The organism is Acrocarpospora catenulata (assembly GCF_018476525.1).
GTDB lineage: Bacteria > Actinomycetota > Actinomycetes > Streptosporangiales > Streptosporangiaceae > Acrocarpospora > Acrocarpospora catenulata.
The window spans coordinates 56816-78882 of record NZ_JAHCST010000031.1 but is presented as its reverse complement, the minus strand read 5'-3'; the positions used below and the strand labels follow the sequence as shown (position 1 = coordinate 78882).

The following is a 22067-nucleotide window of genomic DNA, read 5'->3' as shown; positions in this document are numbered from 1 at the left end:
GATCATGGTTCTTCTCGACCTCCAGGCGATGGACGTTCCCGGCGGCGGCCACGGCGGCGGCGGTGGCAGCACGCTCACCCTGCTGGGCTGCCAGTCCTACACGCCCAGCAACCTGAGCCTGCTTCTGTGCCACTAGCAAGACCCCGGGCCCTGAGCTGCCGCAGCTCAGGGCCCGGCCCGTCATCCGACACCCAGGGAGGGAGGTGCGCATGGACAGGCTCCTGGCCGGCACGATCCGCCACGGCGGCCCCGCCGTCGGGGTCCTCGCCGCCGCCTCGGTGCTCGGCGCCTGTCTCGCCCTCGCCCTCCCGTACGCGCTGGGCCGCACCGCCGACACCCTCGACCCCGCCTGGCTGACCACCACGGTGGCGATCGCCGCCCTGCTGCTCCTCTGCGACACCCTCGCCGTCTGGTCCGGCGCCGCGAGCGGCGCGAACGCGGCGGCCTGGCTCCGCCACCGCACCCTCCACCATCTGCTCGGCGTCGGCCCCGCGAGCACCCAGGAGGTCCCGGAGGGCGACCTGGTCACCCGTCTGGGCGTGAACGCCGAGGAGGCCGCCCGCGCCCCCGACGCCGCGATCACCGGCGCCACCCTGCTCATCCCCGCGCTCGGCGGCCTGGTCGCGCTGCTGCTCATCGACCCCTGGCTGGCGGCGGCACTGGTCGCCGGGCTGACCGTCATTCTCCTGGTGCTCCGGGCCTTTCTCCGCAGCTCCACCACGCTGGCCACCGGTTACCAGGAGGCGCAGGCCGACATCGCCGCCCGCCTGGTCGACGCCGTGGCCGGGGCGCGCACCATCGCCGCCGCCGGGACGGCCGCCACGGAGACCCGCCGGGTGCTCACCGCGCTGCCCCAGGTCCGCGCGCACGCCATGGCGCTCTGGCGGGCCCGCGCCCAGGCGGGCGTGCGGGCCGCCGTGGTGGTGCCGCTGCTGGAGGTGTGCGTGCTCGGCGTGGGCGGCCTCCGGCTGGCGGCGGGGGACCTGACCGCCGGGGAACTGTATGCCGCCGCCCGGTATGTCGTGCTGGGCGCCGGGCTCGGCTCCGCGCTCGGTTACATCGCCCAGCTGGGCCGGGCCCGCTCGGCCGCCGCCCGGCTGGCCGCGCTGCTCGACCTGTGCCCGACCCCGCACGGCGTACGGCCGCTGCCGGCCGGGCCCGGCACGCTGAGCTTCCACGACGTGCGATGCCCCGGCCTCACGGTGTCCGACCTGAAGATCCCCGGCGGCAGCTCGGTGGCCGTGGTCGGCCGCTCAGGATCGGGAAAGTCCCGGCTGGCCGCGCTGGCCGGGCGCCTCGCCGACCCCGCCGCGGGCCAGGTCCGCCTGGACGGCGTGCCGCTCGACCGGCTGTCCCGTGCCGCGCTGCGCCAGGCCATCGGCTTCGCTTTCGAACGCCCTGCTCTGGTCGGCGAGACCGTCGCCGACGCCATCGGCCCCGACTCCGGCCCGGCCGCCCGCCAGGCGGGAGCCGACGCCTTCATCCGCCGCCTGCCCCGCGGCTACGCCACCCCGCTCGCCGACGCCCCCATGTCCGGCGGGGAACGCCAGCGGATCGGCCTGGCCCGGGCGTTCGCGCACGGAGAGCGGCTGCTGGTGCTGGACGACGCCACCGCCAGCCTGGACACGGTCACCGAGCACCAGGTGGGGGCGGCCCTGGCAGCCGACCCGCGGACCCGGCTGATCGTCACCCACCGTGCCGCCATGGCCGCCCGCGCCGACCGGGTGCTCTGGTTGGAACGCGGCAGGGTCCGCGGGTACGGCGCACACGCCCGCCTCTGGGGCGACCCCGACTACCGGGCGGTCTTCCAGGGGGCGGACGAGTGAAGGTGCTCTGGGCGGCGGTGCGGCGTCAGCCGTACCAGGCGGTGCGGCTGGCCGGGTGGTCGGTGGCCGAAGTCGCGCCCTCGTGGGTGATCGGGGTGGCGCTGGCGGGGGCGATCGACGACGGGTTCGGCGCAGGGCGGCCGGGGACGGGGCTGGTCTGGGTCGGCGTGCTGGGTCTCTCGTGGGCGGTGGCGGCGGTGGGGGCGCGGCAGTCGCTGCTGGCGCTGGCCGGGATCGTGGAGCCGTTCCGCGAGGTGTTGCAGGCGGGGGCGGTACGGGACTCGCTGGCCGCCGGGCGGATCGGCACCGCGGCGGCGACCATGCAGGTGGAGGTGGCCAGGGACACCTTCGCGACCGTGCTCGGGGTGCTGCGCACCTTCGTGTTCACGGTGGCGGGCGTGGTGGTCGGCCTGGCCGCCCTGCTGCCCGCCCTGCTGGTGCTGGTGGTGCCGCCCTTCCTGGCCGGTCTCGCGCTCTTCCTGCTCGCGCTGCGGCCGCTGGCCCGGCGGCAGCGGGAGTTCCTGCTGGCCGACGAGCGTACAGCCGACGCGGTCGCGCTGACGGTCGGCGGCCTGCGGGACATCAGGGCCTGCGGCGACGAGGAGCGCGCCGCCGCCTTCGTCGGCCGCCGCGTCGACACGCAGGCGGACGCCGCCCGCGCGCTGGCCCGGGTCACCGCCTCGCGCACCCTCGCCCTCGGCCTGGGCGGCTGGGCGCCGGTGCTGCTGGTGCTGGCCTTCGGGCCGGGTCTGGGCGCCAGCTCGGGGGTGGTGGTGGGTGTGCTCGCCTACATCCTGCAATCGCTGACGCCCGCGCTGAACGGGCTGGCCGAAGGGCTCGGGGTGAGCGGGGTGCGGCTGCTGGTCACGTTGGAGCGCCTGTCGGGCGGGCGCCGGCCCTCGGCTCCGGCCCGGGTCACGCCGCCGGATCTCACCGTGGAACTGCGCGGGGCCACCTTCTCGTACGGGCGGGAGCCGGTGATCGACGGCCTGGACCTGGTGGTTCCCGAAGGGGAGTGGCTGGCGGTGGTCGGGCCAAGCGGGATCGGCAAGTCCACCCTGGCGGCCCTGGTCACCGGGCTGGCCGTGCCGGCGGAGGGGCGGGTCACGGTGGGCGGCGTGCCCGCCGACCAGGTCGACCCCCAGGCCCGGGTGCTGATCCCGCAGGAGGCGTACGTCTTCCGCGGCACCCTCTGGGAGAACCTGACCTACCTTTCGGCGGCCACCGAGGCCGGGGTCGACGCCGCCGTGCACGCGGTCGGGGCGGCGGACCTGGTCCGGAGGCTCGGCGGCTACCAGGCCGGAATCCAGGCCGACGCGCTGACCCCCGGGGAACGCCAGCTGGTCGCCCTGGCCCGCGCCTATCTCTCCCCGGCCAGGCTCACCATCCTGGACGAGGCCACCTGCCACCTCGACCCGGCGGCCGAAGCCAGGGCCGAGCACGCCTTCGCCCGGCGCGGCGGCACGCTGATCGTCATCGCCCACCGGCTGAGCTCGGCCCGCCGGGCCGGTCGCGTCCTGGTCATGGACGGCGCCACCGCCGTGCTGGGCACCCACGCCGACCTGCCGGGCCGTTCCCCCCTCTACGCCGACCTGGCCGGCCGGTGGACCCCCGACCTGGAGCATGCCTCATGAACTACCCGTACGCGCAGCGGCAGCCGATCGTCGAGGTCCGGCACGGGCACCGCATCGAGGATCCGTACCGGTGGCTGGAGGACCAGGACAGCCCCGAAACCCAGAAGTGGCTGGCCGCCCAGGAGGAGCTCTGGCGCGCCCATCCGATGCCGGAACAGGACCGGCTCCGGGCCAGGATCGCCGAACTGACCGCCACCGGCGTGGTCGGGCCCCCGATCTGGCGCGGCGGGCGCCGCTTCCGCGTCCGCCGCGACCCCGGCCAGGAGCATCCCGTCCTGTACGCCGACGACCGCCCCCTCCTCGACCCGATGGCCCTGGACCCGGCCGGAACCACCGTGCTCGACGCCTGGCACCCGTCGCCGGACGGCACGCTGGTGGCCGTACAGCTCTCCCGCCGCGGCACGGAACGCGGCGAGCTCTACGTCATGGACGCCGTGACCGGGCAACTCGTGGACGGCCCCGCCGGGGAGTGCCGCCACTCGCCGGTGGCCTGGCTGCCGTCCGGCGACGGGTTCTACTACATCCGCGACGGGCAGGCCCGTCTGCGCCGGCTGGGCGGCGAGGACCTCCCGATCGCCGCGGCCGACGGTCTTGCGCTCAGCGCGGACGGCCGCTGGCTGACCCTCGCCAGCCACCAGGAGGGCGTGCGCATTGGGGACATGTCCACCTCGGCGTGGCAGCAGGTGGCGCCCCCGGGCAGCCGTACGGTCGCCAACGTCGGCCCCGACGGCCGGCTCTACCTCGCCACCACCCACCAGGCCCCGCACGGGCGGCTCTGCGTCGCCGACCCCGCCCGCCCCGGCGAGTGGACCGACCTGGTGCCCGAGGACCTGGAGGCGGTGCTGGCCGACTTCGCCCTGCTCGACGGCGCCCTGCTGGTGACCAGGATCCGCCACGCGGTGAGTGAGATCACCGTCCACGATCCCGTGACCGGGAAGCGAGGGGGGACCATAAAGCTTCCCGGTCACGGCACCACCGGACGCATGACCACCAGCGGCCACGAAGCCTGGTTCACCTACACCGACTACGTCACCCCGGAGAGCGTCTACCGCTACGACGCCAGAACCGGCGCGACCACCCTCTGGGAGGCCGCGCCCGGCGTCGCCGACCTCCCTGAGATCGAGTCACACCAGCTGGTCTGCCCGTCCTTCGACGGCACCCCCGTCCGCGTGGTGGTGCTCGCCACCCCCGGCGACGGCCCCCGCCCCTGCGTGCTCTACGGCTACGGCGGCTTCGGCGTGCCGCTCACCCCCACCTACTCCAGTTACGTCCTGCCCTGGCTGGAATCCGGGGGCGTCTTCGCCTTCGCCCAGGTACGCGGCGGCGGTGAGGAAGGCGAAGCCTGGCACCGGGCGGGCATGCTGGACCGCAAGCAGAACGTCTTCGACGACTTCGCCGCGGTCGCCAAGGCCCTGGTCGCCAAGGGCTGGACCACGCGGGACCGGCTCGGCCTCTGCGGGGAGTCCAACGGCGGCCTGCTGGTCGGCGCCCTGCTCACCCAGCATCCCGACCTGTTCGCCGCCGCCGTCTGCAGCGCGCCCGTGCTCGACATGGCCCGCTACGAACGCTCCGGCCTCGGCCCGCGCTGGCGCGCCGAGTACGGCTCCGCCGACGACGCCGAAGCCCTGGCCTGGCTGCTGGGTTACTCCCCGTACCACCACGTCCGTGCGGGGGTGGACTATCCCGCCACCCTGTTCACGGTCTTCGGCGGCGACACCCGGGTGGATCCGCTGCACGCCCGGAAAATGTGCGCCGCCCTGCAGTTCGCGACTTCCGGCCCCCTGGAGTCGCGTCCGATCCTGCTCCGCCATGAACCCGAGGTGGGCCATGGCGCTCGCTCGGCCGGCCGGTCAGTGGAACTGGCCGCTGACATGCTGGCCTTCTTACGGTCGGTGCTCACGCGCTCATAGGGCTGGCCATCTCGAACCACACCTTGTTTCGGCCCGCCTCTCGGACCATCCCCCAGCGCTCGGAGAGCGCGTCCAGCAGGGGCAGGCCCCGCCCGCTCTGCCCGTTCGGCACCGAGTGCCCGGCGCACGGCGGGTTGGCCGAGCCCTCGTCCTGCACGCAGACCCGGATCCGGCCGTGCGGGAAGGTCACCGTGACAGTGAACTCGCCGCCCTCGCCGGACCGGGAGTGCACCACCGCGTTGGTGGCGATCTCGCTGGTCAGCAGCACGCAGTCGTCGTGCAGGGGGTGGTCGCGGCCGAGCATGGCCGAGACCATGCGCCGCGCTTTCACGATCTGGTCCCGTCCGCCGGACAGCCGCGCCACATTGCCGATGCTCTCCACGGGGTCATTGTCGATGGTGGCCGTGGACCCCATTTCGTACTGGTTCATAAAGCCCTCCTCTGGCCGCGATCTGAAGACGCATGGCTGAGGGTCGCGAGATGTCGCGAAATGGTAGGAGTTGGCTTCCCTGTTAGAACCATTGACTGAGGGCTGTGAAGATTGGGGACGACTGTGATCCCTGTGACGATTTCTTACTGTTTCTGACGATTTTGCGGGCAGCTGTAAGGAGGGTGGGCATGCCGGCCGGGCATCGCTCGCGGCCTGGTTGGGCTGCCATGGCGGGATGGACGGCCCCTCCTTCGGCGGCCGAGTCCAAGATCTTTTAGGCTGGATGTGCGGGTGGAGCTCCGGGTGCGTTGAGCACTGACCTTTACTAGAGTCTGGGGATCTGTCAAGAATACGTGTGGTCGTACAAGCGCCCGCTCGGTTGGAGTGGCGTGTGAAGTTAGGTAGCAGATTGACAATTTGCTATGGCAAAACCGGGGTACTGGGGTGACCGCGCTCTCCCACCTGACCTCGGAGACCCTCGCCGATCAGGCGTACGCGGCGCTCCGGCTGGCCATCGCCAACGGCGAGCTGGCCTGGGGCGAGAAGATCACTGAGCGCGGGCTGGCCACCCGGCTGGCGGTGAGCCCCACCCCGGTCCGCGAGGCCCTGCGCCGCCTGGAACAGGACCGCCTGGTCGAACGCACAGGCCCGCGTTCGCTCAGGGTGGTACGGCTCTCGCCCGAGACCCTGGCCGAGATCCGCGAGGTGGAGATCCATCTCCAGGCGCTGACCGCCAGGTTCGCGGCCCGCCACATCGACGAGGAGACACTCGCCCGCCTGGAGGCGGTGCTGGCCGAGGCCGACCACGACCGGGCCGTGCTGGCCCGCGTCCACCGCTCCGGCGGCGACCTGCCCCCGGCCACCGTGCAGCGGCTGCTGGTCACGCTCCGCCGCTTCCACGGCATCGTGGAGGAGGCGGGGGCCAACCCGGTGGTGGCCGGGCTGCTCGAACAGGCCCGGGCCTTCAGCCCCTCGATCCGGCTGGAGGCGGCGGTGGCCCAGCTCGCCTCCGAGGGCTCCGCCGGCTGGTACGAGGATCATCGCCGGCTGCTCCAGGCGCTCCGCGACCGCGACGAGGACCGGGCCGAGGAGATCGCCCGGCGGCACGGCTCACCCCCTGCGGCGGAAATCATCGGCTGAAGCCGGATTTCTGTTATCCGCCGCATTTGCTGAGGTCTCCGGTGGTAGGAGCGCACCTCTCCCTTCGGGTCGGGGGCGCTGCTTCCCCATCCCCTACCAAGGACCTCATCGACTATGAGTGAGACTGTGCGGCGGGTGCGCCGGGCGTTTCTGGGCGGGCTCTTCGCGGTCGCGATGGCCGCCCTGACCGGGCCGCTGCCCGCGCTGGCCGCCGAGACGCCGCTCTCGCAGGGCCGGCCCGCGCTCGCCTCCTCCACCGAGCGCGCGGACCTGTCCCCGGCGGCGGCCTTCGACGGCAAGACCGGGACCCGCTGGTCCAGCAAGTTCAGCGACCCGCAGTGGCTTCAGGTGGACCTGGGCCGGGCCACGGCGATCAGGCGGGTGGTGCTCAACTGGGAGCGGGCGTACGCCACCCAGTTCCAGCTCCAGGCGTCCAACGGGGGCGGCAACTGGACCACCGTCCACACCACCACGGCGGGCCGGGGCGGCGTGCAGACCATCGACGTCTCCGCCACCGCGCGCTACCTCCGGCTGTACACCACCAAGCGGGCCACGCCGTACGGCGTCTCGCTCTGGGAGTTCCAGGTCTACGGGACCGCGTCGAGCACGCCGTCCCTGACGCCCACAACACCGGCCACCACGCCGAGCACCGTGGGCAAGAAGGGCGTCGGCGTCTGGCAGGCCCCCAACGTCAGCGCGGCCCTGGCCGCCTCCGGCGCGAGCTGGTACTACACCTGGGCGGTCAACCACAACGGCGTCACCACGCCGAGCGGGACCCAGTTCGTCCCGATGATCTGGGGCGCCGCGAGCGTCACCGACCAGAACCTGGCCCAGGCCAAGGCCGCCGGGCCGTACCTGCTGGGGTTCAACGAACCGGATATGAAGGAGCAGTCCAACATGTCCGTGGAGACCGCGCTCTCGCTCTGGCCGAAGCTCATGTCCACCGGGCAGGCCCTCGGCAGCCCCGCCGTGGCCTGGGGCGGCGACCGGGCCGGCGGCTGGCTCGACCGCTTCATGTCGGGGGCCGCCGCGCGCGGCCACCGGGTGGACTTCATCACCCTGCACTGGTACGGCGGTGACTTCCGCGCGGAGGCGGCCACCGGCCAGCTGAAGTCCTACCTCCAGGCCGTGTACGACCGGTACCGCAAGCCCATCTGGCTGACCGAGTTCGCGTTGATCGACTTCTCCAACGGCGTGCGCTACCCGACCGAGGCGCAGCAGGCGGCCTTCCTCACCTCGGCCACCCAGATGCTGGCCTCGCTGCCGTACGTGCAGCGGTACGCCTGGTTCGGGCTCCCGTCCGGCGACAAGACGCCGAACACCGGCTTGTTCCGGAGCGACGGCAGCGCCACCCCCGCGGGCCGGGCCTTCCAGGCCGCTGCCCGGTAATCCCCGGAGACCGTCCGGCCGCGGGCGCCGCCGCGGCCGGACTTCCAGGGACTACTTCAGCCGGCCCACCCCGCAGTAGAACCAGGTGGGCAGCTCCCGCCCCCGGTAGGTGGCGAACATGGCGTCCTCGTCCGGCCGCCATTCGGACAGCTTCACCAGGCCGGGCGAGAGCAGGTCGAACCCGTCGAAGTACTCCTCGATCTGCTGCCGGGACCGGAGCGTGATGCTGGCGTTGGCGTTGCGGTAGACGTCCGCCCCCTGCTGGGCGTTCTGCGCGCGCTCGGCCGCCGTGACGTGGGACAGGATCAGGTAGCTGCCCGGCGCCATGGACTCCCGGAGCTGGGCGATCACCGCGCCCGGTTTGTCGTCCTCGGTGAGGAAGTGCAGCACCGAGACCAGCAGCACGACCACGGGCTGGGACATGTCGATCAGCCTGCGCAGTTCCGGGTCACCCAGGAGCTCCAGCGGGCGGCGCAGGTCGCCCCGGACGGCGACGGTGTTCGGGCTCCGGGTGAGGATGGCCCGCGCGTGCGCCAGCACCACCGGGTCGTTGTCCACGTACGCCACCGCGGCCCGCGGGTGGCGCGTGTGCACGATCTCGTGCACGTTGCCTTCGGTGGGCAGGCCGGTGCCGATGTCCAGGAACTGGCGCACGCCGCTCTCGGCCATCACGTGCCGCAGGGCGCGACGCAGGAACGCCCGGTTCTGCCTGGCCAGCTCGCGGGTCTCGGGTGCCACCTTGAACACCTGTTCGGCCGCCGCGCGGTCGGCCGCGAAATTGTCCTTGCCGCCGAGATAGTAGTTGTACATCCGGGCGGCGTTCGGCACTGTCACGTCGATACCCGACAGCTCCGAAGCCTCGTCAGACACCCCAGCCTCCCTCTACATCCGCCGAAGCCAACGAGAGCCTATTGGGTATCCCGGTGAATAAAAATAAACATCCCCGACGCACAACCGCGACTTCTCCCATGTGAGGACGCCGACTGCAAAGCCACGACCTGTCGGCGCCATCCTGTCAGATCGCCGCGCCCGTTGGGGCACGACGCGCCACCTTCGTATGCCCGGCAAAGATCGGAGGAGTCGCCCGAGCTGACTTCATGATCGATAGTAGTCGGACGGCTACCTGTGGCCACTGGGTTCCGCAGCCATAGGGCCTCTGTCGCGGTGGGCGGGGGCATCGTAGTGCTCTGTCCGACGGGAGAGGTCGGATCTGCCTCCGCGTTCGCCAGTTATTTAAGGGAAAGCTAAGAAAGCGGGACACTGGTTAATGCAGATGAAACTCGAGTTGATTCCGATTCCGGTCGCGGACGTGGATCGGGCCAAAGAGTTCTACGCGGAGAAGCTTGGTTTCACCGTCGATCCGGACCAGCGCTTCGGCGAAAACTTTCGGGTCGTACAACGGACCTCGCCGGGGTCGGCGTGGGAATTGTGGACACGCCCCCGGGTTCGGTGCAGCTAGGCCGCCGGGGCCTCGTCAGGGGCTGTCGAGCATCACCTAAATCCTGATCTGTCGGGTTCGTGGCCTGGTTGGTAGGGTGTGGGCGATGGTTCCTCCGGGGCAGTGGCACGTCACGGGGGAGATGACGTAACCGTTGGTTGGCGTGGTCGGCGCACGCGTATGAGTCGAAGGGATCGGCTTCGGTGCGCACATGTCGGCTGCGGTTCTCGGCTTTCCTCATGGCGATCGCGCTTGGCCTGGTGACCCTGGGCGTGGCCGCGCCACCGGCGGCGGCGCACGGGCAGCTGGCCCTGTCGGACCCGGCCAAGGACAGCACCGTCGACAAGCCCCGGGAGCAGCTGCTCCTGTACTTCACCGAGCAACCCGCGTCCAACGCCTTCTTCGCCGTGACCAGCCCGAGCGGCCGGCGAGTGGACCGGCAGTGGTCGCACGGCGAGCCGAAACGGCTGGACGAGCCGGTCCGCGAACTCTTCCTGATCGACGGTAAGTGGGAGCCCCGGCTCTACGAGACCGGGTTCCCCGCCCAGGTCCCGGTGGCCCACTGGCCCGAGCAGGGCACCTACACCGTCCAGTACGTCTCCCGCGCCTCCGACGGCGAGCTGGTCAAGGGCGAGCTCAAGTTCAACTACACCGGCGCCATGACCAAGCCCCCGAGCGACTGGGAGCCGCCGAGCGACGCGCCGGACCCCGCCCTGCTCGTGGAGCCCGGCCAGACGTCCACGGACCCGTACAACGCTCCGGTGCAGGGACCCCAGATGCCCGTGCCGAGCTCGATGTTCTCCCCGGCGCCCGCCGCGGCCGCGGAGTCCGGCGGCGGCATCGTGGTCTGGCTGATCCCGGCCGTGCTCGTGGTCGGGGTCGTCGGCCTGCTGGTCGGCACCGCCCGCCGCCCGGCCAAGCAGCCTCCCGCCACGAAGAAGACCCCAGCAAAGAAATCCACCTCCGCCAGGAAATCACCCTCTGGAGCCCGTAAATGAAGCTTTTCGCCGCGCTGCTGGCCGGTGCCGCCCTCCTCCTGACGGCCTGTGGCGCCTCCAGCGAGGCCACCACGTACTCGGGCCCGGCCAAGGAGATCACGGTGACCATCGCCAACCGTACGGTGACCCCGCCGCCGGGGCGGGTCGAGGTGGCCAAGGGGCAGCAGGTCAAGATCACCGTGACCAGTGACGTGGCCGACGAGGCGCACGTGCACGGCTACGACAAGAGCGCCGCCCTGGCGCCGGGCGCCCCCGCCACGATCGATTTCGTGGCCGACCAGGACGGGCTGTTCGAGGTGGAGACCCACGAATCGGGGCTGCAGCTGCTCCAGCTCGCGGTCCAGGATTGACGAGAAAGGCGTGATCTGGACGGCCGGGACGGGTTTCCCGTCGACAGGCATGCTGCTCGCGCACGGGGTCGGCGGACGTCAGGACCTGCCGATCCCGTTCGCCGCGGCCCTCGCGGGCGCGGTCGTCGCCCTGCTCGTTTCCTTCGCCGCGCTCGGCTACCTCTGGCGGGAACCCCGGCTGGCGGGCGTCGCCGCGTACCTGCGCCGCCCGGCCTGGCCGCTCCAGCTGGCCGGGCTGATCGCGGCCGGGTACTTCTGCGTCGGCCTGCTGTTCGGCCCCGACACCCCGGAGAACCCCACGGCCGGGGTCTTCTACGTGCTGTTCTGGGTGGGCATGGTGCCGCTCTCCCTGGTCTTCGGACCGGTCTGGCGGCACCTCAACCCGCTCCGCACCCTGCACCAGGCCGCCTGCGCGCTGCTCCGCCGTGACCCGGCCCGCGGGTGGCGGCCGCTCCCCGCCGGGGTGGGCTACTGGCCGGCCGCGGCCGGTCTGTTCGCCTTCGTCTGGCTGGAGCTGGTCGCCCCAGAACGCGCCACCCTGCCGGTCATCTCGCTGTGGCTGGCCCTGTACGCCGTGGCCATGCTGACCGGGGCCGCCGTCTACGGATCCGGCTGGTTCGACCGGGGGGACACCTTCGAGGCGTACAGCACGGTGGTCGGCAGCATGGCCCCGATCGTCCGCCAGGACGGGCGGTTCGCCTTCCGCAACCCGCTGGACGGCATGGCCGGGCTCCCGCACGCGCCCGGTCTGCCCGCGCTGATCATCGTGCTGCTCGGCTCCACCATGTACGACAGCGTCTCCAACGCCCCCGTCTGGGTGCGCGTCGTCCAGGAGAGCGGCCTGCCCGCGCCGCTGCTCGGCACGCTCGGCCTGATCGTGGTGATCGCCCTGGTCGCCGCCATCTTCCTGGTCGCCACCACCTGGGCGGCCCGGCTCGGCCAGGTCTCCCCCCGGACCGTCGCGATCGAGCTGGCCCACTCCCTGGTCCCGATCGCGGTCGGCTACCTGGTCGCGCACTACTTCACGCTCTTCCTCTTCGAGGGCCAGCGCACCCTGGCCCGGCTCTCCGACCCGCTGGACACCGGCGCCAACTGGCTGGGCACCGCGGACTGGACCCTGCAGAGCCTCGGCGCCACCCCGGCCGCCATCGCCATGCTCCAGGTCACCGTCATCGTGCTCGGCCACATCCTGGGCACCGCGCTGGCCCACGACCGCGCGCTCACCCTCTTCCCGCACCGGACCGCCGTGGCCGGCCAGGTCCCGCTGCTCACCCTCATGGTGATCTACACGGTGCTGGGGCTGTTCCTGCTGTTCGCGGCCTGACCTCAGGGGTCCCTCCGGCGCACACGCTCATTCACACGAGCGACCGGCAAGGTGAGGGTGCCGGCATTACCGGTTTCCGTATTCCGGGAGTGACCACCGCTGGAGGAGAATTGAGCCCGATGTTGACCATCCGGTTGCTCGGGCCGCCGGTCATCGAACGGGATGGCCAGCCGGTCCGCTCACCACGTGGCCGCAAAGCCTGGGCGCTGCTCAGCTATCTCCTGCTGGCCGAGCGCGCGCCGAGCAGGCGGCACCTGGCCGAACTGCTCTTCGGCGACGCGGACGACCCGCTCGGGGCGCTGCGCTGGACGCTCGCCGAGCTCCGGCGCGCGCTCGGCAAGCGCGACGTGCTCGGCGGCGACCCCATCGTCACCGCGCTGGGCGACGACGTGACCGTCGACGTCCAGCAGATCGGCCAGGACCACGCCGGCCCCGAGGCGCTCCTTGAGGTGCGGGGGGACCTGCTCGAAGGGGTGCACCTGAGCTCCAGCCTGGAGTTCGAGTCCTGGCTGCTGGTGGAGCGGCACCGGATGTCGGCCCAGATCGAGGCCCGGCTGCGGCAGACCGCCGTCACGCTGCTGGCCGTCGGCCGGGCGGCCGAGGCGGTGGCGTACGCCGCCCGCGCGGTGGCCCGCAACCCGCTGGAGGAGGGCAACCACGAGCTGCTGGTCCGGAGCCTGGCCACGACGGGCGACCGGACGGCGGCGCTCCGCCAGATCGCGGTCTGCGAGGACATCCTCCGCCGCGAGCTCGGCGTGGCGGCGTCCCCGGCGCTGCGCGAGGCGGCGAACGTGGGGCCGGACAACCCGATGGCGCCGCCGCTCAGCGGCCGGGCCGCCGCCTCCAGCCAGCTGGACGCCGGCCGGGCCGCGATCGTGGCGGGGGCGGTGGACGCCGGCCTGCAGTGCCTGCGGCGGGCCGTGTCGGAGGCGGCCCGCTGCCGGGACGCCGCGCTCCAGGGGCGGGCCCTGATCGCCCTGGGCACCGCGCTGGTGCACGCCGCCAGGGGCCGGGACGAGGAGGGCGTCGTGGCCCTGCACGAGGCCATCCAGCTGGCCACCAGGACCGGCGACCGGGCGACCGCGGTCACCGCGCACCGCGAGCTCGGGTTCGTGGAGGTGCAGGCCGGGCGGCGGAAGACCGCCGACGTCTGGCTGGCCAAGGCCCATGACCTGGCCGAGACCGACAGCGAGCTGGCCGCGCTGCTCGCCATCCGCGGGCAGAACGCCTCCGACCAGGGCGACTATCCGGCCGCCTTCGGCTACCTGGAGGAGTCGGTGGAGCGCGCCGGGCGGTGCGGCGACGCCCGCCAGCAGTCCTGGGCGCTGTCCATGGTGGGCCGGGCCCATCTGCTCAGGTCCGAGCGGAGCCAGGCCGCCGCCGCGCTGACCCGGTCCCTTGAGCTGGTGTACGAGCAGCGCTGGATGGTGTTCCTGCCCTGGCCGCAGGTGCTCAGGGCCGAGCTGGACCTGATGGCAGGGGACCTGGACGCCGCCACCGACGGCTTCGAGCAGGCCTGGGAGCTGGGCTGCCAGCTGCACGACCCGTGCTGGGAGGGCATGGCCGCCCGCGGGCTCGGCCTGCTCAACTCCGCCAGGGGTGACTACCTGGCCGCCGCCAGGTGGCAGGGGGAGGCGGCTACCCGGTGCGTCCGGGTGCCCGACCGGTACCAGTGGGTGCACGCGTACGCGCTGGACGCGGCCGTCGGCACCGCGCTGGCCCACGGCGACCACGAGCGGGCCAGGTCGACGGTGGCGTCGCTGGCCGCGCTGGCCGCCCGGTGCGACATGCGGGAGCTGGTCGTCCGGGCCCACCTGCACCGCTGGCGGCTGGGCGATCCGACCGCGCTCGGGGCGGCCCGGCTGCTCGGCTCCGACATCGACAATCCCGCGCTGGCCGCGCTGCTCCACTGATCCGGCTTCGATGTCAGCAAGACCCTGCAAGACCCGCAAGACCCGCAAGAAAGGCACCATGTGAGCACCATCGGATTTCTGGAACTGCCCGACGCCGACGCCGACGCCCGGCGCATCTTCGACGAGGACGTCGAGGATCTCGGGTTCGTGATGAACGTCTCCCGCCTGTGGGCCTACCAGCCGGCCACGATGAAGGGGCTGTTCTCGCTGATGCGGCAGGCCAGCTCGCCGCACGGGCTGGACGCCAGGTTGCGGGCCATCCTGGTGGCCGCCTGCGCCTCGGCGTTCGGCGACTCCTACTGCTCGCTCTCCTGGGGCCGCAAGCTCGCCGACGTCGCCGACGAGCGGACCGCGTCCGGCGTGCTGCGCGGCGAGGACACCGGACTGACCGAGGCCGAGCGGGCGATGGCCGGGTGGGCGCGCAAGGTCGCCCGGGACCCCAACGGGACCGGCCCGGAAGACGTGCGGGTGCTCAGGGACGCGGGCATCGACGACGACAAGATCTTCGCGATCACCGTCTTCGTGGCGCTGCGCATCGCGTTCGCCACGGTCAACGACGCGCTCGGGGTGCCGCCCGACTCGGAGTACCGGACGTACGCGCCGCGGGTGGTGCTGGACGCGGTCACCTACGGCCGTCCCTTCGCGGACGAGGACGCCGCGCGCTGACCGGCTTTTCCTTCCCCGGCTGAGGTGTTGGGGTGTAGTAAATGGGGAGGTCACGTGAGAGGTCTCCCAAATGCAGCCAACCGGCACGATTCCCCTTCAGCCGGAAGATCCACCTGAGCTCGGGCCCTATCGCCTGCTGGGGCGGCTCGGTGAGGGCGGCATGGGCACCGTGTACCTGGGCTCCTCCGCCGAGGGACGGCTGGTCGCCATCAAGGTCATCCGGAGCGGGTACGCCTCCGGGAGCTTCGCCGCCCGGTTCCACGCCGAGGTCGGCAACGCCCGCCGGGTCGCGTCGTTCTGCACCGCCCAGGTGCTGGAGGACGGGACCACGGCGGACGGCCGGCCGTACATGGTGACCGAGTACATCGCGGGCACGCCGCTGTCGGAGCAGATCAGCCGGCACGGGGCGCTGGAGCCCGGGCAACTGCACGGCGTGGCCATCGGGGTGGCGACCGCGCTCGCCGCCATTCACGTGGCCGGTCTGGTGCACCGGGACCTCAAACCGGCCAACGTGATCCTGTCCATGTCGGGGCCGCGCGTGATCGACTTCGGGATCGCGCGGGCCCTGGACGCCACGCAGGGGCCGACCCAGGCCGGGGAAGTCGTCGGCAGCCCGGGGTGGTGGGCTCCCGAGCAGGTCAGCGGGGGTGAGCTGGGGCCGTGGACGGACATCTTCGCCTGGGGCTGCCTGGTGGCCTACGCCGGGAACGGGCGGCATCCGTACGGGATGGGGGACGCCGGGCTGATGGCGGCCCGGGTGCTCAGCGGCTCCCCTGACCTGGGCGACCTGCCCGCCCCGCTGGACGATCTGGTCCGGCGGGCCACCTCGCGCGATCCCGCCCAGCGGCCCGGCGCCCAGGATCTGATGCTCGCGCTGGTGGGCGGGGGCGCCGCCACGACGGTGATCACACCGGAGCGCTCGCCGACGGCGGTGCTGCCCGCCGAAGACGCCGCATCGACCGAACTGGCCGATGTTCCCCGGCCGGCCCCATCCCGTCCTCGGCGGTGGATTCTCGCGGCGGTGCTGGCGGTGCTGGCGGTGGGGGTCACCGCCGGCGTGCTGGTGATGGTTCCCCGTGGCGGCGGCGGGTCGGCCCCCACGCCTTCGGAGTCGGCCGAGACCGCGCAGAGCTCCGAGGAGACGCCCGCGGAATCCTCCGGGACTGCGGTCGGCGTCGGCGAATGGGCGGAGATCGCGGGTTCGTCGCTCCAGGTACAGGTGACCGAGCCTCCCGACTGCAGCTACACCAACTTCAACGACACCGACACCACCCAGGGCAAGTTCTGCCTGGTCAAATGGGCGCTGCAGAACACCGGCGAGGAGGGTACGGAGGTCGGCGAGAGCGGCGCCGCGCTGGTGGACGCCGACGGCCTCGAACACGGCCCCAGCGAGCTGTCCGACTCGGTGCCCGACTGGCTGGAGCCGGGGGATCCGATCTACGGAACCCTGGTGTTCGACGTCACCGAGAACGTCACCCCCGCCGCGGTGCTGCTCGCCGATAATTTGGTACAGATCACGTTCTGAGCGGGAAACGCGTCACCCACCGTCGCTGCCAGGGTGTCTCGACGGCCCGTGGGTGGTAGTTGGCCCTGACCCAGCCGACCGCGTCCGCTGCCGGGACCCCGGCCAGCACCGCCAGACAGGCCAGCACCGTCCCGGTCCTGCCGACGCCGCCTCCGCAGGCGACCTCGACGCGGTGGCCCTGCCTGGCCCGGCGGTGGAGGTCGCCGATGGCGCGGACGGCCTGGTCAGGGTCGCGGGGGAGCCGGAAGTCGGGCCAGTCGAGCCACTCGTGGTCCCAGTCCAGGGTGGGGTCGTGCTGTTGCCGCAGGCGGGCGCTGCCCAGGTAGAGGCCGCGTTCCGGGAGATCCCCGGCCGGGAGGGGGTGGCGCAGGCCCCGGCCGCGGATCTGGGCGCCATCCGGGAGGACTATCGCGTTCTGGAGCGACATCCCCTCATCCTGGCAGTCGGATCAAGGTGGTGTCAGGCCACATGTCCGCCCGGCAGGTGGTAGATCGGGACCTCTCCGGTCCGTACCGGCTGCAGGTCAGGGCGGCGCCGCCCGTGCCGGGGACCCGGCGGCCGGGTGGAGGTGACCACCTCGGCTCTGGCCTGCGGTAAGGCCGGCGTGGACCCGGCTGAGGACACCGCGGACGACCTGGCCGATGCCATGGCCGGGGCGCAGATGTAGTTGTACAGGCCGATCAGCAGGCGCTGTACATCGGCATGGGGGCGGACCACCAGTCGGACGAACTGGCTGGTGGTGCCCAGCTTGTTGCCGCACTCCCTGGCGTAGACGCCGTGCTCCCGCAGCAGGTAGTCGCAGAGTTCCACGCCGTCCTTGCCCGGGGGCAGCTTGACCAGGATGAAGTTCCCCTGGGACGGGTAGACGGTCAGGCCGGTCAGCGACCTGAGCTGGCGGATCATGGTCTCCCGGTCGTGCGCCAGCAGTCGCAGGCTGTGCTGGTACTCCTGCGTGTACTCCTTCAACATGAACACGACAATTTCCGCGAACGAGTTGAGGTTCCACTTGGGCAGCGCCTTCCGGATTTTTCCGGCTATGGCGGGATTCGCAACCATGTAGCCGAACCGGATGCCGTGCAGCCCAAAGTTCTTCCCGAGACTCTTGAGCACGATCACGTTCGGCCGGATGGCCGCCTGGTCCGCCACGCTCGCGTACGGCTCCGCGTCCACGAACTCGATGAACGACTCGTCCACCACCACCAGATCGAGATCGGTGAGCCGATCCAGCATCCGGATCACCTCGTGCCGCGCGAGGTACCCCCCATCCGGGTTGTTCGGATTACAGATCACCGCCACCTTCGACCCGCGATCCCTGATGAACCGGATGTAACTCTCCACATCCAGCCGGAACCCCTGGGTCTCCAGCAACGGATACATGTCCACCCGCTTCCCGGTCTCCAGCGGCTGGTCCGTCCACCGCCCGAACGTCGGCACCGGCACCGCCAGGCTCTCCCGCACCAGCAGATGATCGATCCAGGTGATCAGCTCCGTCGACCCGTTCCCCATCGCCACGGTCGCCGGGTTGAGCCCCAGTGTCGCGCACAACTCCCTGGTCACCGTCTCCGCGTCGCTCGGATAGTACTTCAGCAGATCCACCAGATTCCGCTGCAGCCCCTCGAACATCTCCCCTGTCGGAAAGTACGGATTGCACGGAATACAGAAGTCCACCAGATCCTCACGCCCGCCCGCGACCCCCCGCCGAACCGCGAACAACGACGGACTGTGCGCCCCACCGCGCGACAACACAAGATCCTTAACCCCAGCCACCGCGCCCGCCTTCTCCCTGTGCTCTCCGCCGGTTGCCTAGGGGTACGCGCGGGAAGCACCATGGGTTCGACTCAACTTCGTCAGCGCCTACCCCACTTCCAAGATTCGCGTGAGCCACTTATCCATATGGGGACAAACCTGGCGAATGGCGCTGAGGCCATGATCAGCTATGGCCAGCGGCCCGTCCACCGTCTTTCGATAGGCGGGATACAGTTTGATTATCCGCTTGGACGGCGCAGTCGAAATTCCGTCGTTAACCAGCTCGGGTCCGCCGGCGGCTGCGACCACGGCGGCGAGTTCTTTCGCGAGTTCCGGCACGTCGGTAAGGGTGGCGAGTCGTTCGGCCGCGGCCAGCACCCAGGCCTCGGTCTCATGTAGTGCCAGATGGGGAAGTAGTCGGGGATTACGGCCCATTGCCTCGTGAATGGCCGCTTCGACATGGCGTACGCGATCATATGGTGACCCGGACGGGCGGGTTGCCATGCCGGGAGTATCGCCGGGCAACGCATAATAGTCAATGAGTGTGGTGACAAGATCGAATGCCGGATTGCGGAGGAGGAGTTTCAGATCATTCTCGATCTTCTTCCATAGGGAAACGCCACCCCGGCCAGGGACTTTGCCGGCCGGACGCGATGTTTTCAAGATGACCGGCTGCAGCCATATACCGCCGCCGATCTCTGGCTGAATCACGTCACGGACGATGACCTCCTCGGTCTGGCCCTCGACCAGAACGCAGACGATTCGCGTGTAGGTCACCTCGGATGAATGTTCCGTTCCGGCGTGGGGCGGCCGCCCAGCACGTTCTTCTCCCACAGGTCGGCCAACGAGTAGTGGTCCAGCCACTCCTGTAGATGATCGTGGTCGGGCCTGCGCAGCACCGTTGCCCCCTCTTCGCGCTCGGCGATCACGACATCGTTTAGCTCGAACTGGTTGAGCAGGGTTACGGACTGGGTGGCGATGACGACCTGGCAGCGGGTGGCGGCGGATCTGATCATCTCGGCCAGTTGCACGATGGCGAATGGGTGCAGCCCGAGCTCAGGCTCATCCAGGGCGAGCAAGGCCGGGGGATTGGGTTGCAGGAGCAACGTGGTCAGGCAGATGTAGCGGAGTGTTCCGTCCGAGAGTGCCTCCGCGGGAAACACCGCGTCCACGTTCTGCTGGCTCCAGCGTAGGCTGATCCGGCCGGTGGCGTTCTCGGCCAGGACGAAATCCCGGAAGAACGGGGCCATGCCCTGGACGGTTCGTCTGATCTGCTCATAGTGGTGCGGGTGATTCTCGCGCAGATATAGGAGAAACGCGGCCAGGTTCCCCGCGTCCGGCCGGAGCCTATCCTGACCCGAGGCGTAGCCCAGTTGTTTTACCGGAGCGTTCCTGCTGGTGTCCTGGAAATGGAAGACCCTGCACCCTTCCAGGATGTCGATAACGTGCCTGGCCACCTTCTTGGCGTCACCCTGGGTCTTGTGCAACAGGGATTCTGCATGGCCGCTCCCCAGCATGGCGGTCCATGGATGCTGATGTTTGGGGGCCTGAAAAGATATTTGTTCGGCTTCGAAGATCAACCTGTCGTCCGCTGCGGGAACCAGCACCGCCGCATAGCCATTCGTCAAATCATTGTTGGTGGCGGCCTGAATCTGGAGAACGATGCTGCTTGTTCCCTTGGCCCCGGCATGCAGCAAGGATTGCGCGCCCCCCCGGAGCCCGACCTCCAGACCCAGCTCACGGTCGACGATTCTGCCCAGGAGTTCCACCGCCGCGATGAAGTTGCTCTTGCCCGCGCCGTTGGCTCCGATCAGCACCGTGACGTCCCCCAGTTGAACATCGGCCTTCCGGATGGAGGTGTATCCCTCCACGCCGATGCTCCGGACCTTGCGCGTCATCCCCCTAGGGTAAGGCTTCCACGATCACGTGGGCCTTCGTCAGGGAGTACGTGGGTGAGCCGCTTCGCGCCGGCCGCACTCCCTGACTGCGGTCGGTGCGCGCGGCCCGGCCAGGGCCCGGTCGGGCGCGATATTTTTTTGGACGAGTTCTCGGGAGCATGTAGAGAACAGGGAGGCGTGCTTCTACCTACGGGTGAGAGCGTCCGGGAAGGGCGCGGGGCCGGAGGGAGCCGGAGATGAAGTACATGGTGTTGATGCAGTTTGCGGCGGCGGCGGCGGAGGAGTTTCCGCCGATCACCACCTGGGCGCCCGAAGAGGTGCGGGCGCACATCGAGTTCATGCACACCACCAACGAGAAGCTGGTCGCCTCCGGGGAGTTCGTGGAGGCGCAGGGGCTGGCCATGCCGGAGCAGGCGAAGATCGTCCGGGCGGGGGAGGGCGGCGTGCCGGTGATCACCGACGGGCCGTTCCCGGAGACCAAGGAGTTCCTGGTCGGGTACTGGATCGTGGACGTGGAGAGCGAGGAGCGGGTCCTCGAGTTCGCCGCGTCCGTGTCGGCCGCGCCCGGGCCGGGTGGGCGGCCGCTGAACATGCCGATCCAGGTGCGTCAGGTGATGAGCGGCGCCCCCGAGGAACTGTGAGCACTCCCGCCATCGACGACCTGCTGCGCGAACTCGCGCCGCAGGTCGTCGGCGTGCTCACCCGCCGTACGGGCGACTTCGACACCGCCGAGGACGCGGTCCAGGAAGCGCTGCTGGACGCGGCGGCCCAGTGGCCGGAGCAGGGCCTTCCGGATAATCCGCGCGGCTGGCTGATCCAGGTGGCGGTGCGCCGGATGACCGAGCTGATGCGGAACGAGCAGGCCCGGCGGCGGCGGGAGGAACGGGTGGCCGCCGAGCAGCCGCCCGCCGCGCCCCCGGCCGACGACGCGCTGGCCGCCGAGCAGGACGACACGCTGGTCATGCTCTTCCTCTGCTGCCACCCCGCGCTCACCCCGGCTTCGGCGATCGCGCTCACGCTGCGCTCGGTCGGCGGCCTGACCACGGCCGAGATCGCCAAAGCCTTCCTGGTGCCCGAGGCCACCATGGCCCAGCGCATCAGCCGCGCCAAGCAGCGCATCAAGGCCTCCGGCGTGCCCTTCCGCATGCCGGCCCCGCAGGACAGGGCCCAGCGGCTGAGCTCGGTCCTGCACGTGCTCTACCTGACCTTCAACGAGGGGTACGCGAGCAGCGCCGGCCCCGACCTGCACCGCGCGGACCTGGCCAGGGAGGCCATCCGGCTGACCCGGATGCTGCACGCGCTGCTTCCCGGCGACTGCGAGGTCGCCGGGCTGCTCGCGTTGATGCTGCTCACCGACGCCCGCCGGGAGGCCAGAACCGGCCCGCGCGGCGTCCCGATCCCGCTCGCCGAGCAGGACCGTAGCCGCTGGGACGCCGCCGCCATCGCCGAAGGCGTCGCCCTCGTCACCACCACCCTGGCCAAGGGCGCCGTCGGGCCGTACCAGCTGCAGGCCGCGGTCGCGGCCCTGCACGACGAGGCCCCGACCGCCGAGCAGACCGACTGGCCGCAGATCCTCGCCCTGTACGGCCTGCTGCAACGCATGTCCGACAACCCGATGGTGGCACTCAACCGCGCGGTGGCCGCCGCCATGGCCCACGGCCCCGCCACCGGCCTAGACCAGCTCAAGGAACTCGACGACCGCCTGCACGGCCACCACCGCTACCACACGGCCAGGGCCCACCTGCGGGAGATGGCCGGGGACGTGGCGGGCGCGATCGAGGACTACCGCACGGCCGCCGGCCGGACCACCAACATCCCCGAACGCGACTACCTCACCAGCAGGGCCGCCCAACTGGCCGCCCGGCCCTGAACGCGGCTCG

Annotated in this window: 21 protein-coding genes; 15 read left to right on the top strand and 6 right to left on the bottom strand. The window is 71.2% G+C overall.

Annotated elements, in window-relative coordinates; translation table 11 throughout:
• Positions 1–4 precede the first annotated feature (4 nt).
• The 4 genes from KIP79_RS27430 to KIP79_RS27415 all read left to right on the top strand — a co-directional run bounded on the left by KIP79_RS27430 (position 5) and on the right by KIP79_RS27415 (position 5370).
• On the top strand, positions 5–136 hold the full coding sequence (locus tag KIP79_RS27430; RefSeq protein ID WP_214107805.1) for a SapB/AmfS family lanthipeptide: 132 nt from the start codon (positions 5–7) through the stop codon (positions 134–136).
• A 73-nt stretch (positions 137–209) separates the two neighbouring features.
• The gene (locus tag KIP79_RS27425) at positions 210–1826 is read left to right on the top strand and encodes an ATP-binding cassette domain-containing protein (protein WP_250213919.1); all 1617 of its coding nucleotides are present in this window, start codon (positions 210–212) and stop codon (positions 1824–1826) included.
• Positions 1823–3460, top strand: a complete 1638-nt coding sequence (locus KIP79_RS27420; RefSeq protein WP_308169921.1) for an ATP-binding cassette domain-containing protein — start codon at positions 1823–1825, stop codon at positions 3458–3460. The genes KIP79_RS27425 and KIP79_RS27420 overlap by 4 nt, the downstream gene beginning before the upstream one ends.
• The gene (locus KIP79_RS27415) at positions 3457–5370 is read left to right on the top strand and encodes a prolyl oligopeptidase family serine peptidase (protein ID WP_214107803.1); all 1914 of its coding nucleotides are present in this window, start codon (positions 3457–3459) and stop codon (positions 5368–5370) included. The genes KIP79_RS27420 and KIP79_RS27415 overlap by 4 nt, the downstream gene beginning before the upstream one ends.
• On the opposite strand, the gene KIP79_RS27410 is transcribed toward KIP79_RS27415, so the two are convergent.
• Complete coding sequence (locus KIP79_RS27410) at positions 5357–5800, bottom strand: ATP-binding protein (RefSeq protein WP_250213918.1); 444 nt, start codon at positions 5798–5800, stop codon at positions 5357–5359. The genes KIP79_RS27415 and KIP79_RS27410 overlap by 14 nt on opposite strands.
• Before the next feature lie 444 nt (positions 5801–6244).
• On the opposite strand from KIP79_RS27410, the gene KIP79_RS27405 reads away from it, so the two are divergent.
• Positions 6245–6940, top strand: coding sequence for a GntR family transcriptional regulator (locus KIP79_RS27405; RefSeq protein ID WP_214107802.1), 696 nt, complete (start codon positions 6245–6247; stop codon positions 6938–6940).
• A 114-nt stretch (positions 6941–7054) separates the two neighbouring features.
• Positions 7055–8329: a glycosyl hydrolase gene (locus KIP79_RS27400; RefSeq protein WP_214107801.1), complete on the top strand. Its 1275-nt coding sequence runs from the start codon at positions 7055–7057 to the stop codon at positions 8327–8329.
• A 51-nt stretch (positions 8330–8380) separates the two neighbouring features.
• Here KIP79_RS27400 and KIP79_RS27395 read toward each other — a convergent pair whose 3' ends face one another.
• The gene (locus tag KIP79_RS27395) at positions 8381–9199 is read right to left on the bottom strand and encodes an SAM-dependent methyltransferase (protein ID WP_214107800.1); all 819 of its coding nucleotides are present in this window, start codon (positions 9197–9199) and stop codon (positions 8381–8383) included.
• 397 nt (positions 9200–9596) lie between these two features.
• Here KIP79_RS27395 and KIP79_RS47420 point away from each other — a divergent pair, with 397 nt between their 5' ends.
• The 7 genes from KIP79_RS47420 to KIP79_RS49670 all read left to right on the top strand — a co-directional run bounded on the left by KIP79_RS47420 (position 9597) and on the right by KIP79_RS49670 (position 16543).
• Entirely contained in the window at positions 9597–9788 is a 192-nt protein-coding gene (locus KIP79_RS47420) for a glyoxalase superfamily protein (protein ID WP_308169920.1), read from the top strand.
• 218 nt (positions 9789–10006) lie between these two features.
• Positions 10007–10765 carry a copper resistance CopC family protein gene (locus tag KIP79_RS27390; RefSeq protein WP_214107799.1) on the top strand — a complete coding sequence of 253 codons (759 nt, stop codon included), beginning with the start codon at positions 10007–10009 and terminating at the stop codon, positions 10763–10765.
• Positions 10762–11115 (top strand): cupredoxin domain-containing protein, encoded by a 354-nt coding sequence (locus KIP79_RS27385; RefSeq protein WP_214107798.1) that lies wholly within the window; start codon positions 10762–10764, stop codon positions 11113–11115. Before KIP79_RS27390 ends, KIP79_RS27385 begins: the two co-directional genes overlap by 4 nt.
• 10 nt (positions 11116–11125) lie before the next feature.
• Positions 11126–12439, top strand: coding sequence for a hypothetical protein (locus KIP79_RS27380; protein ID WP_308169919.1), 1314 nt, complete (start codon positions 11126–11128; stop codon positions 12437–12439).
• Positions 12440–12558: 119 nt separating this feature from the next.
• Complete coding sequence (locus tag KIP79_RS27375; RefSeq protein ID WP_214107797.1) at positions 12559–14352, top strand: AfsR/SARP family transcriptional regulator; 1794 nt, start codon at positions 12559–12561, stop codon at positions 14350–14352.
• A 60-nt stretch (positions 14353–14412) separates the two neighbouring features.
• Positions 14413–15018 (top strand): carboxymuconolactone decarboxylase family protein, encoded by a 606-nt coding sequence (locus KIP79_RS27370; RefSeq protein ID WP_308169918.1) that lies wholly within the window; start codon positions 14413–14415, stop codon positions 15016–15018.
• A 70-nt stretch (positions 15019–15088) separates the two neighbouring features.
• Positions 15089–16543, top strand: a complete 1455-nt coding sequence (locus KIP79_RS49670; RefSeq protein WP_214107796.1) for a serine/threonine-protein kinase — start codon at positions 15089–15091, stop codon at positions 16541–16543.
• Here the strand turns inward: KIP79_RS49670 and KIP79_RS27360 are convergent.
• The 4 genes from KIP79_RS27360 to KIP79_RS27345 form a co-directional block, all read right to left on the bottom strand.
• Entirely contained in the window at positions 16533–16970 is a 438-nt protein-coding gene (locus tag KIP79_RS27360) for a protein-tyrosine phosphatase family protein (RefSeq protein WP_214107795.1), read from the bottom strand. The genes KIP79_RS49670 and KIP79_RS27360 overlap by 11 nt on opposite strands.
• 32 nt (positions 16971–17002) lie before the next feature.
• A complete protein-coding gene (locus tag KIP79_RS27355) occupies positions 17003–18166 on the bottom strand; it encodes a pyridoxal phosphate-dependent aminotransferase (protein ID WP_214107794.1) in 1164 nt (387 codons plus the stop codon).
• 231 nt (positions 18167–18397) lie between these two features.
• Positions 18398–19066, bottom strand: a complete 669-nt coding sequence (locus KIP79_RS27350) for a DUF4276 family protein (RefSeq protein WP_214107793.1) — start codon at positions 19064–19066, stop codon at positions 18398–18400.
• Positions 19063–20187, bottom strand: a complete 1125-nt coding sequence (locus KIP79_RS27345) for an AAA family ATPase (RefSeq protein ID WP_214107792.1) — start codon at positions 20185–20187, stop codon at positions 19063–19065. Before KIP79_RS27345 ends, KIP79_RS27350 begins: the two co-directional genes overlap by 4 nt.
• Before the next feature lie 236 nt (positions 20188–20423).
• Here KIP79_RS27345 and KIP79_RS27340 point away from each other — a divergent pair, with 236 nt between their 5' ends.
• Positions 20424–20828 (top strand): YciI family protein, encoded by a 405-nt coding sequence (locus tag KIP79_RS27340; protein WP_214107791.1) that lies wholly within the window; start codon positions 20424–20426, stop codon positions 20826–20828.
• Positions 20825–22057: an RNA polymerase sigma factor gene (locus KIP79_RS27335; protein ID WP_214107790.1), complete on the top strand. Its 1233-nt coding sequence runs from the start codon at positions 20825–20827 to the stop codon at positions 22055–22057. Before KIP79_RS27340 ends, KIP79_RS27335 begins: the two co-directional genes overlap by 4 nt.
• Positions 22058–22067: the final 10 nt, after the last annotated feature.

Coding starts and splice junctions, on each gene's coding strand:
- KIP79_RS27430 (WP_214107805.1), top strand. CDS start 5: ATGGTTCTTCTCGACCTCCAGGCGATGGACGTTCCCGGCGGCGGCCAC.
- KIP79_RS27425 (WP_250213919.1), top strand. CDS start 210: ATGGACAGGCTCCTGGCCGGCACGATCCGCCACGGCGGCCCCGCCGTC.
- KIP79_RS27415 (WP_214107803.1), top strand. CDS start 3,457: ATGAACTACCCGTACGCGCAGCGGCAGCCGATCGTCGAGGTCCGGCAC.
- KIP79_RS27410 (WP_250213918.1), bottom strand. CDS start 5,800: ATGAACCAGTACGAAATGGGGTCCACGGCCACCATCGACAATGACCCC.
- KIP79_RS27400 (WP_214107801.1), top strand. CDS start 7,055: ATGAGTGAGACTGTGCGGCGGGTGCGCCGGGCGTTTCTGGGCGGGCTC.
- KIP79_RS47420 (WP_308169920.1), top strand. CDS start 9,597: ATGCAGATGAAACTCGAGTTGATTCCGATTCCGGTCGCGGACGTGGAT.
- KIP79_RS27390 (WP_214107799.1), top strand. CDS start 10,007: ATGGCGATCGCGCTTGGCCTGGTGACCCTGGGCGTGGCCGCGCCACCG.
- KIP79_RS27385 (WP_214107798.1), top strand. CDS start 10,762: ATGAAGCTTTTCGCCGCGCTGCTGGCCGGTGCCGCCCTCCTCCTGACG.
- KIP79_RS27375 (WP_214107797.1), top strand. CDS start 12,559: ATGTTGACCATCCGGTTGCTCGGGCCGCCGGTCATCGAACGGGATGGC.
- KIP79_RS49670 (WP_214107796.1), top strand. CDS start 15,089: ATGCAGCCAACCGGCACGATTCCCCTTCAGCCGGAAGATCCACCTGAG.
- KIP79_RS27360 (WP_214107795.1), bottom strand. CDS start 16,970: ATGTCGCTCCAGAACGCGATAGTCCTCCCGGATGGCGCCCAGATCCGC.
- KIP79_RS27355 (WP_214107794.1), bottom strand. CDS start 18,166: ATGTTCGAGGGGCTGCAGCGGAATCTGGTGGATCTGCTGAAGTACTAT.
- KIP79_RS27345 (WP_214107792.1), bottom strand. CDS start 20,187: ATGACGCGCAAGGTCCGGAGCATCGGCGTGGAGGGATACACCTCCATC.
- KIP79_RS27340 (WP_214107791.1), top strand. CDS start 20,424: ATGAAGTACATGGTGTTGATGCAGTTTGCGGCGGCGGCGGCGGAGGAG.